We start from the raw sequence: 14,770 nt of genomic DNA on the forward strand, positions 1-14,770 counted from the left end.
CCCTCTCTTGTGAGGGGAAAATTTATCTGACATAGGGGTTAAGTATTATTTTTTGCTTGTATGCGCATTAACAAGTAAGTGAGAGTTGAGAGTGAAAGAAAAAACGGTTGTCATTGTAGGGGCTGGCATAGCTGGCGTATCTGCCGCCCAAGCCCTGCGGGAAAATGGCTTTAAAGGGCAGATTATCTTGTTAAGCCGTGAAAATACAATGCCTTATGATAGGCCACCGCTCTCTAAAGATGCTCTGCATACAAGCGCACCGCACGCCACTTTCTTGCTCCGTGACGAAGCCTTTTACAAGACAAGCCAGATAGACCTGAGGCTAGGTGCCGAAGCGACCGCTATTGATGCTGCAGCCCACCTGGTAACGCTCTCTGACGGGACACAACTGCCGTACAGTACGCTCCTTTTGGCCACAGGCTCACGCCCCCGCACGCTGCCTCTTTTTCCTTACGGTGCGCCCTTTATCCATTATTTGCGCACGTCCCTTGATACGCAAAGACTAAGACAGGACATGCAAAGCCTACCCAAAGGGGCCAGCATGGTTATTGTGGGTGCAGGCATTATTGGCCTTGAAGTCGCTGCCGCGGCAACGGCACAAGGCTTTCATGTTACTGTTATTGAGGCTGGGGAAAGGCCGCTGGCGCGCTCTGGCAGCCCGTTACTGGCCAGCTTTCTTGCGGCAGAACACACTAAACATGGTGTAGATATTCGGTGCCAAACGCATATTATAGATGTAGAAAAAGGCAAGTCTGGCTACTCTCTCACCCTCTCTGACAAGAGCACCCTCGCTGCAGATTTGATTGTTGTTGGCATTGGTGTGTGCCCTGAGCACGAACTTGGCAGCCTTGCTGGGATTGAGGCTGCACCTAGCGGCATTTCTGTAGATGCACACGGCAGAACCAGCATTAAAGACATTTATGCTGCAGGAGAGGTCGCCTTTCATCACAACGTACATTACGGCACGCAACGCCGTGATGAAACATGGCAGCACGCAGCGAGCCATGGCGAGCACGTAGCCAAAGCGATTCTTGGTGTGCCTGATGAGTACTCATCACCAGGGTCATATTGGACAGACCAGTACACCTTTAACATTCAAGTTGTAGGTAACCCGCTTGGAACCAGCGAAGTTGTACGCGGTAACCCGAGCGATGGAGCTTTTGTTATTTTCCACCTTAATGGCTCAGTTATCAGCGGGATAACGGCTGTTAACGCCACGCGCGAGTTACGCAAATTACGGCGATTAGTCAGCAATGCCAGCGCAGTACCACAAGATATTTTAGCAGATCCAACAACAGACTTAACCGATTACTAAATAAAACTTACCTCCCCGGTTACTTACCAGAACAGACTTTCCTAAATGAAACGGTCTGTTCTGGTATAAGAAAAAATGAAAGACCATTTTTCTTTGTAGCTGGAAAGATCGAAAAAACCTTACTTGAAGCATAATCACCCTGATTTCATGCAAGGCTGCCGTTGGTTATTGGTTTTTGCACTATGGCCTTCGCTCTGCGTGCGTTGGAAGCAAAGTGAAGGTTTGTGCCTTGGATTGCTATGCGGCAGCGCTGATCCGCTCCAGGAAGAGGAAACGGCGCATTGTAGACGATATTAGCCAGCCAGACGCTCTTCAACATCAAAGAAACCCGCCTGCTTCATGATTATCCCGCCCAATCACCATGAGAAGCATGGAAGCAAAGACACGCACGCAAAACCACGGGGTTTGTAGAACCCTCCACTTCTGAGCTGACGACTGGGTAAGAGCAGCTATGTCCAAGGCGGCAATCAAGGCCGAACATTTCCTGGCAAGCCTCAGTTCTCCCCATCGTGCCCCATTGTACTTCCGATATTCCTATGCCAGAACCGCACCCAACAAAAACATCGCCTGCCAGCACTCGGTAGTGCCATTCCGTTCACATCTCACAAATGGGCACAAGCACCACCATCAAGCACAGATATGTTATCATGCGTCTTTGGCGCACTCCATTCGCCACACTGGAACTGATCGGTTTAACGACCGTAATTGACCATTAGGCGAAGCATGTTGCTGGGAAAATGTAGAGGTTGGCAGCTATTACTTACCCATAGTAGATAACTATAAGCTGCCTTCGGTCACTCTCTACAGCAACTTCACATGAACCAAGGGAGACCAGAATCATTCGCTCCGTTACGTCGATAGATGTTGCAAAGCTGGCCGGTGTGTCCCAGTCGGCTGTCTCCCGTGCCTTTTCTTCAACTGCGAGCATTTCCGCCGAGACGAAAGAAAGGGTACTGGCGGCTGCTGCCACGCTCGGATACCGCCCCAACCGGATACCAAGCATCATGCTTTCCGGACGATCTCATATGGTTGGTGTCGTTATCGGGGGGCTAGATAATCCGTTTTATGCTTCCGCACTCGAACGGCTGGCAATAGCCCTGCGCCAGGCAGGACTGCAGGTTCTGCTGGTTCAGGTTGACGACGCGCTGACTTTGGATACAGCGCTTGACCAGTTAGCCAGCTACAGAATTGATGCAGTGGTAACCTCATTGGCCGTGGGCTCGCAATCCGTCGTTCAGGCACTGTCCGAACTTCATACCCCCGTGATCTGTTTTAATTCATCTTTTGTGGGACCGTGGATATCCACGGTCGTATCCAACAATTACGGGGCTGGCCAGATCGCAGCACAAATTTTCATTAAACATGGCGTAACACATCCTGTATGGCTGGCAGGCCCCGCAAAAAATGCGGCCTCCCGCGCACGAGGAGAAGGATTTTGCGATACCCTGAAAGAGACATCTGACTGTTTTGGCAAACTGGTCCGGCTTCGCGGCGATGATACCTATCAGAGCGGCTATAATGCTATTCGCCGCCTCTTGCAGCGAGGCTTACGTCCCGATGGTATTTTTTCCAGTAACGATATGATGGCCTGTGGTGTGCTGGATGCCCTGCGTGAGTGCGCAGATCTGCGTTGCCCTGATGATGTGATCGTTTTGGGTTACGACAACATCCCCCAGGCAGCATGGCATGGCTATGATCTGACCTCTTTTGACCAACGGACGGATCAGATGGTGACAGTCGCTATGGATATGCTGAATGAGGCGCTTCAGACGGTCAATCACCCGTATTCCCAAACACACACCATTAACGCGCAGTTGATCGAACGCGGCAGCACGCGCACAGGCAGATAAGGGATTAGGGGTTGCGCTCCCAGGCAAAAATGGTCTTCATTGCATAGCTATGCATACAAGCTCCATAGCCACTAAAAAGGAATGCAACACGATGCACCGCACTTTCCGTAGCATTCTCACGGGTTCTTTCTCAACGCCATGCGCAGACAACCCTACCGTCGCGATGATCGAAGCCGGGTTTCAGCACGCAGGACTGGACGCGCGTTATATCAACTGTGACGTGAAACCTGCGCACCTAGGCGAGGCAGTACGCGGGGCTCTGGCCATGGAATGGGCTGGCTTTAATTGCTCCCTGCCGCACAAAGTTGCTGTTATCGAGTATCTTGATGACATGGCCGAAGCTGCCCGGATTATCGGTGCCGTCAACTGCGTCAGCATTCGTAATGGCAAACTGATAGGCGACAACACCGATGGCAAGGGTTTCCTTGCCTCGCTCAGGACCGTCATCGATCCTGCAGACAAGAAGGTTTTTCTTCTTGGTGCCGGAGGAGCCGCGCGGGCAATTGCCGTTGAGCTTGGTCTGGCTGGTGCTGCCCATATAACCGTGGTCAATATGAAAAAGGCGCACGCTGACACCATTGCTAATCTCGTGCGTGATAACACCAAATGCAATGCGACTGCACACCTATGGGAAGGCGAAGCGCGCATCCCGGCTGATACGGATATTGTGATCAATGCGACCTCGGTTGGCTTTGGCAACGCAGACGCCATGGCGGCAGTAGATGTCGAGACTTTTAAAAAAGGCCAGGTAGTCGCTGATGTTATTCCAAACCCACCGATGACGCGCTTCCTACGTGAAGCAAAGAAACGGGGCTGCACGCCGCTTGACGGACTTGGAATGCTCGTCAATCAGGGCGTGATCGGGGTGGAACTCTGGCTGGGCAAGACGCTTGATGCGACCGTTATGCAGCGTACGTTGAGCGACATATTCAACACATCTGACGCGGAATGATGTCCGGGCACTGCACCTGATCACAGAAAATGGAGGCGCCGTTATGACTGCCGCGCCGGGCACCCACAACACATCCACGTCCTTAATGCATAAGCGTGCGATATCTGCCTTTCATGCTCAGGCCCATGAAGAGGATCAACGCAAATCTGCGCGTCGGTATGTCTCCATCGCTGCTGCTGTCGCTGCGGTTGGTGGGCTTCTTTTTGGCTATGATACCGGCATCATAGCGTCCGCATTGATTTTTGTGACGCAGACGTTCTCTCTTTCCACAATGGGGCAGGAATGGGTTGCTGCTTCATTAAACATCGGTGCGATTTTCGGCGCAGTGTTCAGCAGTCCGATTTCTGACCGCTGGGGCAGGCGTCCTGCTATTATGGCTGCTGCGGTGGTCTTCATCGCGGCATCAATCGGATGTGGACTGGCCCCCAATGTGGCAGTGCTGATCTGCGCCCGGCTTGGTCTGGGCATTGCCATTGGGGCTACTACGCAGATCGTGCCAGTCTATGTAGCGGAATTGGCCCCTGCGTCTCGTCGGGGCGGGCTGGTATCGCTGTTCCAGCTTGTGTTCTCCTTAGGACTGCTTCTGGCGTTTTTTGTTGGTTACGAACTTGCAGGCAGTGCTGAATCATGGCGGGCCATGTTCATGCTTGGAGCCCTGCCGGCATTGCTCCTTGCCTTTGGCATGCTGTTCTTGCCCGAAAGCCCGCGCTGGTTGTTGCATAACGCGCAGGAGCAGCATGCCGTCTCCGTTCTTTATCGGCTCCGTGGCCATAAGGACGTGGTACGCAATGAGCTTGATGAAGCACTTGTTGTCAGAACAGGAAAGCACAACGAAGGCGATTGGAAAATCCTGAAGCAGAAATGGGTAAGACCAGCACTTATCGCCGCTTTAGGAATAGCTGCCTTTTCCCAACTGTCAGGCCCCAACGTGATTGTCTATTATGCTCCTATCATTCTGTCACAAGCTGGCTTGGGACATTCCGCGGCATTACTGACATCTGTTTCTGTTGGCGTGGCATCCACCATCACAACAGCCCTGGGGATCGCCCTGATTGATAGAGTGGGAAGACGCCGCATGATGCTGGTCATGCTTCCGCTGGCTGCGCTCTCCCTCTTTGTGCTGGGTGCCATTTTCATCAGTTCCGCACCACTCTCCGGTGTGCGTCTGGCTCTGATGATAGTTTCTTTATTGGGATATATTTTCTTTAATTTTGGCTCACTGTCCGTTGCTGTGTGGCTGGTTGCATCTGAAGTGTTCCCTCTTATTATACGCAGCAAAGCAATGGGTCTAGCAAGTGCCACAGTCTGGTTCTCCGATACCATCGTATCCCTGATTACACTTTCTCTGGTTGAAGCATTAGGTACGACAGGAACCTTCTGGCTATTCGGGGGTGTTAACGTCGCGGCATTCCTGTTCATCTGGAAATATGTTCCTGAAACAGCCGGCACGACATTGGAATATATTGAAGAGTCTTTAAGGCATGGAAATTTCTACAAAATACAGAAAAAATAGATATTGTTTTTCCTTTTATAAATTAGATATTTCGGAAAACCTTCAATATTTCTCGCAGAAGATAGCCACACTATCATTGAGAATAATCCAGCCGAAGAGTCACTGAATCCATCTACCTCGGTAGAAAAACTATCTCTTTGCCAAATTTATCAATGCTTGGGCTTAAGAAGCCGGTTACGATCAAACCAGAATATAAAAAATCCCGTTTCCTAAAAGCTAAGTGAGAGAAATACCAGTTCGTCGTTCGGCAACGGCTCAATACAAACTTACGCGTTCAGCCCTGTTATCAGACCACATTAAACACGTGAACCAAACCGTCATATCTTCTGAGACGAGGCCATTACCTTATGAACACCATTCCGTTACAGATAAAGAAAACCATTATAATTGTATAAATGACATATCGTTTTTGGATATATCACAAATTTCTTTTTACAATGTCTTGCGCGGACCATTTTCTATGAAACCCTATGCAAAGACATTTGTTAATTCGAGAGGACGTTAATTTAACAACGATAGGAAGCCTTATGCCGCTTACAATCTCTCCCCAAAGCCAATCTCACCAACCTGGCATTGAGAAAGTCATGAAGCCACTAGCCGTCCATATCAGGCCCGATTACCGTGGCAGCGGCAAACTCACCAACAGGAAAGCGCTGATAACCGGCGGAGACAGTGGCATCGGGCGTTCTGCTGCCTTGCACTTCGCTCGCGAGGGCGCTGACGTAGCCATTATCTATCTTGAAGAACATGAGGACGCGCAGGAAACCGTTCGTCCGATCAAAAATGAAGGACGCAAGGCTATTGCGATTCCGGGTGATGTTGCATCCAGCACATTTTGCAACGAAGCTGTGAAGCAGACTGTCGAAGCATTGGGCGGCCTTGATATCGTGGTCAATAATGCGGGCGTCCAATATGTCAGTGAGGACCTCACGGATATTACTGATGAGGTCTGGCAGCATCACATGGACGTAAACATCAATGGTTACTTCTACATAACACGAGCAGCCCTCCCCCATTTGAAAAAGGGAGCCACGATCATTTCAACTTCTTCCATAAACGCATTTTCCGGCAACAAATCTCTGGTGGCATACACGACGACCAAAGCCGCCGAAATGGGCTTTACACGGGCGCTCGCATTGCAACTGGCCGATAAGGGTATCCGTGTTAACGCTGTAGCGCCTGGCCCCGTGTGGACGCCTTTGCAGCCCGCGAGCTGGGGCCCTGTCGATCCGCAGGCGGTAGCAGAACTGGGTTCAGACACGCCAATGGGCCGTTGTGGTGAACCGGCCGAATTGGGGCCAGCATATGTCTATCTTGCCTCAGAAGATTCCAGCTTCATGACCGGGCAGACCCTGCATGTAAATGGAGGTAAAATTATTAATGGCTGAAATGCTGCCATCGCTGATGGTGCCAACCTCCAGTTGGCTACGTTCAACCCCGCATCGATACTGGCTGGAATATCAAGGGTTACGGTTACTGGATTTTTCGAAAGCATCCCGATTAAACGATGGATTTGGAGCTCTCGACAATCAAGGAAAGCTCGTACCAGATGCCCAACCAGACACGACCCTTACAGCAAGAATGACCCATTCTTATGCTACCGCAGCCATTCGGGGGCTACCCGGATGTAGAATGTTGGCAGCACATGGTGTCCAGTCGCTTCTTGGGCCGTTACGGGATGCAGAGCATGAAGGATGGTTTGGTGGTCTGACAAATGGCAGACCGACGGAAACGCAGCAACATAAACAGAACTATCTTCATGCCTTCATATCATTGGCAGCGTCCACTGCTGTTGTCGCACGTCTACCGGGAGCCGCACAGCTTTTGGAACAGGCGACATCAGTTTGGGAAACACATTTCTGGAGTGAAGAGGAGGGTGTTTTTCGCGAGAGTTTTCAAGCCGACTGGTCATGTGAGGAGGATTATCGTGGTGCGAACTCCAACATGCATTCTGTCGAAGCCTGCATGGCGCTTGCTGACGTGACCAAAAATCCGGTATGGCGACATCGCGCCCTTCGTTCGGCCGAGCGTTTCATCCATATTCTTGCGCGAGATTCCGACTATGCTGTACGCGAACATTACGATCGCAACTGGACGTATCTTGCGGATTATAATCGCACCCGACCAACAGACGACCTGCGACCTTATGGGTTGACCCCAGGTCATTTTGTTGAATGGTCTCACCTCCTGCTGAAACTTGAAGCTGCTCTCCTTCGTGAAAGTGGGACAGCTCCGGAATGGTTATTAACCGACAGCATTGCCCTTTTTGAGAAGGGTATCGCAGCGGGATGGAGCCGAAATGGCAGACCCGGACTGCTTTATACCGTCAATAACGATATCGAACCTGCTGTGGAAAACCGTCCACACTGGGTACAAGCCGAAGCACTTACTGCGGCCGCGGCTCTGCTGAAGCGGACTGGCAATGTCAAATATGAAACCTGGTATCAGACCCTATGGGACTATATCGATCTTTATATGATTGACCGACATAATGGCGGATGGCTTCAGGAACTGGATGGCGAGAACCGTCCTTCGGAAGTCGTTTATGCTGGCAAAGCAGATCTATACCATGCCTGGCAATCAACATTGACACCCCTCCTCCCGCTCTCGCCTAGCTTTGCGACTGCGGTTCAAGCGCTATTCTGAAAAATACCTGCCTATCTACAAGTTCAAAAAAATATAGTACCACTTTAACATTATGCGATAACCCACAACATATCAGCAGTTGACCAAAACGTGAATGGTTCTAAAAACCTCTTGATTTTGATTGCTTTTCTGTGATTCGATCCCTTGTATCGTGATGAGGGGATGATGGCATGAGGCTGCCCGGTTTCTCTGCGTTGAAGCGCAGGCAGGTCCGGAACGAGCAAGCGCTTGTTGTCGACGATTGCCCATGATGAAGAAACGTGTTGTGGCAGGCATTGCCGTTCTTACCTGCCTCGCTCTTCATGCAAGACTGGTAGCCTGTGAACCGGAGAACAAACCCATATCCCCTGTCAATCAGACGCTGCCGCTGGGCAACAGTCAGCTCATGCTTGGCGCGGTCATGAACTTGGAAACCTAAGAAGTCAGACGCCTTGCAGAACGACATCAGGGACTGGATGAGCGTGATACAGACGACCAGTCAACGCCGATGATCTATGCGGCGGCAACGGATCAGTGGCCGGTCGTGGAAATCCTGATCGACCATGGCGCTGATATCTAGGCACATGACAGGTTCGGCATTACGACTGCCCAACGCACGCTCACCAGTCGTATCTTGCGTGACTCTCCCGAGGATGCAGCACGACTGCGGGTGATCGAAAAACTCAAGGCACGAGGCTATCCCTTTCCTCCGCCCTCCCGTGCCGAAATCCTGACCCTCGACAAGACGGGCAAATGGCCACCGCCGGGAGTGAAACGCTGAGACAAACAATGCAGCACGACGTCCATTGAGGCGTGCGGCAAACCTTGTTTGTGATGAAATTAGCTGGCGTCTCCCGCATAATTTTTGCTTGGTAGAGCGCAGACCAGATATGGAACCGCCCTCGGTAGAATTTGTGCTGCGTTGTTCTTCACAAGGAACGGTAGAGTCGATGTCCTATGCTGGGCTATCGCAATTCTATGATGACCGGAGCACCCGCGATTGGGTGATCGGAAAAGGTCAACCAATCGCCTGATCGATTATTGCCGTCGTGCAGATTGGCTATCGGGACGATAGTTGCGAACAAACCGGAAGGTTCGCAGAACCCCTAGTTTTGATAGGTTCTGTATGATTCCCTCTCTCATCTTGTGATAAGGGGGGGGCTGGAATGAAGCAACCTGGTTTCTTTGATGTTGAAGAACGCCTGGCCCGCTTGAGCGGGCTTGGTGACCAACTCGAAGCCTTATTCCCGGACTATGGATTTTGAGGTACTCCGTCCTGATCTGGACAAGGCTCTGTCCTATTCAGATGGCAGTAAAGGTGGCGAACGCCATTTGATCCGGCGCTGATGTTCAAGATCCTTGTGATTCAGACGCTGAACAACTTGTCCGACGAGCGGACAGAATACCTGATCAATGACCGGCTCTCCTTCATGCATTTCCTCGGTCTGGGGCTGTCAGACCGTGTGCCGGATGTCAAAACGATCTGGCTGTTTCGCGAGCGTCTGACCAGGCTGGGGCGATTGAAAGACTGTTTGACCGCAATGTTGGGCTTCGCCCGTGCCACCATGAGGATTGGACTGGCCAATATCGTCTACACCATGCGCCGCTTTCTGTTCCTAGAGCGGATTAACGCCGCAGCGTAGAAAATTAGAGCATGCAACCATTACTCTGCTGGAAACACAGAGCGAAAGTCAGACCCCAGAACTATCAATCAACACGAAATAACCCTGAAATCAGGACCCAATGACACCAACCGAAGATTCTTCGATCCCTCCAGGTGGGAGGGATAATGGGAACATTTAGATGCGGTACCATAAGGTACTGATTTATTTAATGTTTTTTGGAATATTGGCGGAGAGGGAGGGATTCGAACCCTCGGTACGATTGCTCGCACAACGGTTTTCGAGACCGCCCCGTTCGACCGCTCCGGCACCTCTCCGTGAAGCTGGCTTATAAGCGGGCTTGAATGCGCGTGCAAGCGGGATGCTGTGCATGTTTTTGTTGACGGAGGCCACTGCAAACCTTTAAAAGGCCGCACCACTCCCCACAGAGGGAGGCATGCCGCCTGTGCGGCACAAGAACAAAAAGCGTCCAGACCACTCGCCTGCATACTGCCGCGGGAGGTTGAGAGATCGGAAAGAGAGACCGTTTATTATGTTCGCAGTTATCCGCACCGGCGGCAAGCAGTATCGGGTTGAGCCCAACATGGTGCTCAAGGTTGAAAAACTGGAAACCGAAGCTGGCGCAACCATCACGTTTGATGAGGTTCTTGCCGTAGGTGGCGAAGGCACCACCACCATTGGCGCCCCCACCGTAGCTGGCGCAAAGGTGACGGCAACCGTCATCGCTCAGGACCGCCTCAAGAAGGTCATCATCTTCAAGAAGCGCCGCCGGCAGAACAGCCGCCGCAAGAATGGTCACCGTCAGCCGGTTACCGTTCTGCGCATTCAAGAGATCAACGCCGCCTGAATCCCGCATCCGGGTTCAAGAGCAGGCAAGACCAGGAGGACTTAGGTCATGGCACAAAAGAAAGCTGGCGGTTCATCCCGCAACGGGCGCGATAGCGCCGGGCGCCGCCTTGGCGTCAAGAAATTTGGTGGCGAACAGGTTGTTGCCGGTAACATCATCATCCGCCAGCGCGGCACGAAGATGAAGCCGGGCGCAAACGTTGGTGTTGGTCGTGACCACACCATCTTCGCTCTGATTGATGGCAGCGTTCGCTTTGAACGTCGCGCTGAAGGCCGCGTGCACGTTTCTGTTGATGCGCTGCCGGCTGCTGCTGAATAAGCATCAAGCACCCCTGCTGCGCGTTATACCCGTGGCCGGAATGGCGAAAGGGGCCGGTCCTCAGGATCGGCCCCTTTTCCTGTTTTGGCACTGAAAGTACCCTTACCCCATGAAGTTTCTTGATCAGGCAAAAATCTATGTCCGTTCGGGCGATGGTGGAGACGGCGTAACCGCCTTCCGCCGGGAGAAGTACATTGAGTTCGGCGGACCGGACGGTGGAAATGGTGGCCGCGGTGGCGACATCATTTTTGAAGCCGTGCCCAACCTGAACACCCTGATCGACTTCCGCTACACCCAGCATTTTCGCGCCCGCAAAGGCGGAAACGGTGCGGGGTCAGACCGCACGGGGGCCGCAGCACAGCCCGTTATCATCAAGGTGCCCATCGGCACCCAGATCATGGATGATGACCGTGAGACTCTGCTGGCTGACCTGGATGAGGCTGGTAAGCGCGTAACCCTGTGCCGTGGCGGAGATGGCGGGTTTGGGAACGCCAACTTCAAGACCAGCACCAATCGCGCCCCTCGCCGCTCGGACAAAGGCTGGCCGGGTGAGGAACGCTGGGTATGGCTGCGCCTGAAGCTGATTGCGGATGTGGGCCTTGTGGGCATGCCCAATGCTGGCAAATCCACCTTCCTGTCTGTTGTCTCCGCCGCCCGCCCGAAAATTGCGGATTATCCCTTTACCACCCTGCACCCGCAGCTTGGGGTTGTTCGCCTCTCCATGACGGAAGAATTCGTGGTCGCGGATATTCCGGGGCTAATTGAAGGCGCGCATGAAGGCACAGGCCTTGGAGACCGCTTTCTGGGTCATGTGGAGCGCTGCGCCGTGCTGCTGCACCTGATTGACGGCGCTGCGGGCAATGTTGTGGATGCGTGGCGCACCATTCGCCATGAACTGACGGAATATGGCGGCGGTCTGGCTGAAAAGCCGGAAATTATTGCGCTGAACAAGAATGATGCCATGACCCCGCAGGAAGCTTCAGCACGCCGCCGGGCGCTGGAAAAAGCCAGTGGCGCACCCGTCATGCTGATTTCTGCCGCCTCCCGCCAAGGGGTACCGGAACTGCTGCGGACCATTCAGGACCGTGTCACGCTTATTCGTCGGGAAGAAGCGGAAAACGCCGCCTCCTGACGGACCCAGACCAACACCTGAAAACCGGCACAAGAATACGGGAAGAGGATAAGGCATCGCACAACCGTTTCACCCCCGCCTTGGGGGTGTAAACGGACATATTCCGGCCCTGTGGATACTCGCAGCGGGCGGGATATGCTTTAACCCTCTCCGGTAAAGGCCACACTGCCAGTAACGGATTCTTCCATGACCGGACGCCCCACTCCTCCTTCCCTCTCTTCCGCGCGGCGGCTTGTTGTCAAAATAGGCAGCGCGCTGGTGGTGGATGCGGAAAACGCCGCCCCTCGGCAGGCGTGGTTGGCCAGTGTTGCGGAAGATATCGCCCTGCTGAGAAAACAGGGAACGGATGTTACGGTTGTCTCCTCTGGCGCCATTGCGTTGGCCCGCCACACACTGGGGCTAACCAACGGACCACTGCGTCTTGCAGAAAAACAGGCTGCTGCGGCTGTCGGTCAAATCAGTCTGGCGCAGGCTTGGAGCCATGCTCTTTCTGCGCAGGGTTTAACAGCCGCCCAGCTTCTGCTGACGCCCGAAGATACGGAAGACCGCAAGCGCTACCTGAACGCTCGCGCCACACTGGAAACCCTGCTGGGCCTTGGGTGTGTACCCGTCATCAACGAAAACGATACCATTGCCACGGCTGAAATCCGCTTTGGAGACAATGATCGTCTGGCCGCCCGCGTGGCACAGATGACGGATGCCGACCAGCTTGTTCTGCTCTCTGACATTGATGGACTGTATACAGCCGACCCGCGCACAGACCCCACCGCCACCCATCTGCCAGTGATTGAAACACTGACGCCTGATATTGAAGCCATGGGGGGCGAACCACCGCCTGGCTATTCTTCGGGCGGAATGCGCACCAAACTGCTGGCGGCCAGCATTGCAACACGCTCAGGCTGCGCAATGGCCATTGCGTTGGGCAAGACACACCACCCCTTGCGCGCGTTGCTTGAAGGAGCCCGCTGCTCCTGGTTCCTGCCGCAGACCTGTAGCCAGACAGCCCGCAAACAATGGATTGCAGGCAGCCTGACCCCGGCTGGCGAGATCATGATTGACCTGGGCGCGGCAGATGCCCTGAACCATGGCGGCTCCCTGCTGCCTGCCGGTGTGAAAGGCGTGAAGGGAGACTTTACGCAAGGCGATCTGGTTGTAGTGATTGACGAGAGCGGGCGCATTCTGGCCCGTGGCCTGACATCCTACGATGCGGATGACGCCCGGCGGATTGCGGGCCATCGCTCATCGGAACTGGCAGGCATTCTTGGCTGGCAGGGCCGTGACGAGATCATTCATCGTGATGATCTGGTGATGGTCTGACACCCCGGCCTAAAGCGCCGGGGAATTTTTTAAAGCCACCCTATTCCTGAATGGAAGGCCTGCCCGGCGGCCAGTTCAGCATCGGCTCCGTGCGGCCTGTTTCAGGGTCATGACGTCTGGGTGTGTGAAGATCTTCCCGCTCGCGGGAGAAATCTGGCCGATAGGGTGGCTGGTTGGCATCTGGTGCCAGATCACGCCGCCGGATATGCGCCTGCGGTTCTGCACGCCCTTCTTCCCGCTCAGACACAGGTTCGTGCCACGGCATCCGGCGCGTGGACAGAGGAGAGGAACGTTCCGAGGCAACATGCGGGGCAGGAGGCGCATCCTGCCGCGGTTCATAGGCATCTGAGACGCGCGGCGCACGCAGCGGCCCCAGAACCGGCGGTGACGGCGGCCCAGCAGGCCGCACAGGTTCGGGAGGACGCACTTCTTCCACCACAGCCTGTCCGGGTGGTTGGGGCCGGTCATACATATCCCGTGACAGACGGCCTGTTTCCACACCCTGCACAGATGCCAGACGCAGGGAAATGGCCCGCACATCTGCATGCAGTTCCTGCACAAGCAGTTCAAGCTCCGCCAGACGCCCTTTTACGCCAAACACGGCAAAGGGCATCATGAGGAAGCCGAGGCCAAACACAATCCCCACCGCCATGAGCACAAGCTGCGCCCAGAGTGGCATCCAGTCAGGAAAAGACAGTGACATCATAAACAGCAGACCCCACGCGCCATTTTTCCGCACGTTTCCCTAGCAGTTTCCATCAGGAAATACGCCATCAGGAGCCGTGCAGCCCGTTACATGCCCAATGCACGACGATAGATATCAAGCAGGGTTTCCTGCTCCTCAATTTCTGCGGGCTCCTGCTTGCGCAGACGGATGATCTGTTTGATCACCTTTACATCAAACCCGGCGGACTTGGCTTCTGTAAAGATATCCTTGATATCTCCGGCCAATGCCTTGCGTTCTTCTTCCAGACGCTCAACCCGTTCAATAATGCTACGCAGCCGGTCTGCGGCAATGCCACCTACAGCGGCGTCTTCCCCACCGGAAAAACCTTCGTTATCCATGCGTCAGTCCCCCTGTTTGCTTGCCATGCTCAGGCCATCAGGCGTGCAGCCATGCTGCCCGCACGACCTGTGCACCAAAGCGGCGGGCTTATCGCGCGCGGGGCCTGCGGTCAATTGCCTTGACAGCCGGAAGCCTTGCAGACAAACCCTGCCCCTTGCTCGCCTCCCCTTCGGGCTCGTAACAACGACAGTGTGCATCACCACTTCTGTTCCC

General features: G+C 53.8%; 13 protein-coding genes, 1 tRNA gene and 1 pseudogene. 12 read left to right on the forward strand and 3 right to left on the reverse strand.

Translation table 11 applies throughout. The annotated features are described in order from the left end of the window. Positions 1-91: 91 nt before the first annotated feature. The 8 genes and pseudogenes from ASN_RS02305 to ASN_RS18445 form a co-directional block, all read left to right on the forward strand. Complete coding sequence (locus ASN_RS02305) at positions 92-1,315, forward strand: NAD(P)/FAD-dependent oxidoreductase (protein WP_058987091.1); 1,224 nt, start codon at positions 92-94, stop codon at positions 1,313-1,315. An 881-nt stretch (positions 1,316-2,196) separates the two neighbouring features. After that, positions 2,197-3,165 (forward strand): LacI family DNA-binding transcriptional regulator, encoded by a 969-nt coding sequence (locus ASN_RS02310; protein WP_231948329.1) that lies wholly within the window; start codon positions 2,197-2,199, stop codon positions 3,163-3,165. 91 nt (positions 3,166-3,256) lie between these two features. Next, positions 3,257-4,117, forward strand: a complete 861-nt coding sequence (aroE, locus tag ASN_RS02315; RefSeq protein WP_058987093.1) for a shikimate dehydrogenase — start codon at positions 3,257-3,259, stop codon at positions 4,115-4,117. 43 nt (positions 4,118-4,160) lie between these two features. Further along, positions 4,161-5,630 (forward strand): sugar porter family MFS transporter, encoded by a 1,470-nt coding sequence (locus tag ASN_RS02320; protein ID WP_058987094.1) that lies wholly within the window; start codon positions 4,161-4,163, stop codon positions 5,628-5,630. Positions 5,631-6,157: 527 nt separating this feature from the next. Beyond that, complete coding sequence (locus tag ASN_RS02325; RefSeq protein WP_058987095.1) at positions 6,158-7,018, forward strand: glucose 1-dehydrogenase; 861 nt, start codon at positions 6,158-6,160, stop codon at positions 7,016-7,018. Continuing rightward, positions 7,011-8,276 (forward strand): AGE family epimerase/isomerase, encoded by a 1,266-nt coding sequence (locus ASN_RS02330; protein WP_058987096.1) that lies wholly within the window; start codon positions 7,011-7,013, stop codon positions 8,274-8,276. Before ASN_RS02325 ends, ASN_RS02330 begins: the two co-directional genes overlap by 8 nt. A gap of 247 nt (positions 8,277-8,523) precedes the next feature. Beyond that, positions 8,524-8,694: a hypothetical protein gene (locus ASN_RS19405; protein WP_157765080.1), complete on the forward strand. Its 171-nt coding sequence runs from the start codon at positions 8,524-8,526 to the stop codon at positions 8,692-8,694. Between the two features lie 727 nt (positions 8,695-9,421). After that, positions 9,422-9,766 (forward strand): annotated as a pseudogene (locus ASN_RS18445) (transposase); the annotation flags it as partial. Positions 9,767-10,104: 338 nt separating this feature from the next. Here the strand turns inward: ASN_RS18445 and ASN_RS02340 are convergent. Beyond that, positions 10,105-10,194: transfer RNA gene (locus ASN_RS02340), tRNA-Ser, on the reverse strand. A 215-nt stretch (positions 10,195-10,409) separates the two neighbouring features. Between ASN_RS02340 and rplU the strand changes: the two genes are divergently transcribed. The 4 genes from rplU (at position 10,410) to proB (ending at position 13,491) form a co-directional block, all read left to right on the forward strand. After that, on the forward strand, positions 10,410-10,724 hold the full coding sequence (gene rplU, locus ASN_RS02345; RefSeq protein WP_006559166.1) for a 50S ribosomal protein L21: 315 nt from the start codon (positions 10,410-10,412) through the stop codon (positions 10,722-10,724). Between the two features lie 48 nt (positions 10,725-10,772). Next, a complete protein-coding gene (gene rpmA / locus ASN_RS02350) occupies positions 10,773-11,042 on the forward strand; it encodes a 50S ribosomal protein L27 (protein ID WP_006559167.1) in 270 nt (89 codons plus the stop codon). A 109-nt stretch (positions 11,043-11,151) separates the two neighbouring features. Next, entirely contained in the window at positions 11,152-12,174 is a 1,023-nt protein-coding gene (gene obgE / locus ASN_RS02355; RefSeq protein WP_035380397.1) for a GTPase ObgE, read from the forward strand. Between the two features lie 186 nt (positions 12,175-12,360). Then, entirely contained in the window at positions 12,361-13,491 is a 1,131-nt protein-coding gene (proB, locus tag ASN_RS02360; protein WP_006559169.1) for a glutamate 5-kinase, read from the forward strand. A gap of 40 nt (positions 13,492-13,531) precedes the next feature. On the opposite strand, the gene ASN_RS02365 is transcribed toward proB, so the two are convergent. Together ASN_RS02365 and ASN_RS02370 are read right to left on the reverse strand one after the other, a co-directional pair. Then, a complete protein-coding gene (locus ASN_RS02365; protein WP_058989068.1) occupies positions 13,532-14,197 on the reverse strand; it encodes a hypothetical protein in 666 nt (221 codons plus the stop codon). Positions 14,198-14,283: 86 nt separating this feature from the next. Beyond that, the gene (locus ASN_RS02370; protein ID WP_006559171.1) at positions 14,284-14,556 is read right to left on the reverse strand and encodes a DUF2312 domain-containing protein; all 273 of its coding nucleotides are present in this window, start codon (positions 14,554-14,556) and stop codon (positions 14,284-14,286) included. Between the last annotated feature and the right edge of the window lie 214 nt (positions 14,557-14,770).

This window comes from Acetobacter senegalensis (genome assembly GCF_001499615.1).
Lineage (GTDB): Bacteria > Pseudomonadota > Alphaproteobacteria > Acetobacterales > Acetobacteraceae > Acetobacter > Acetobacter senegalensis.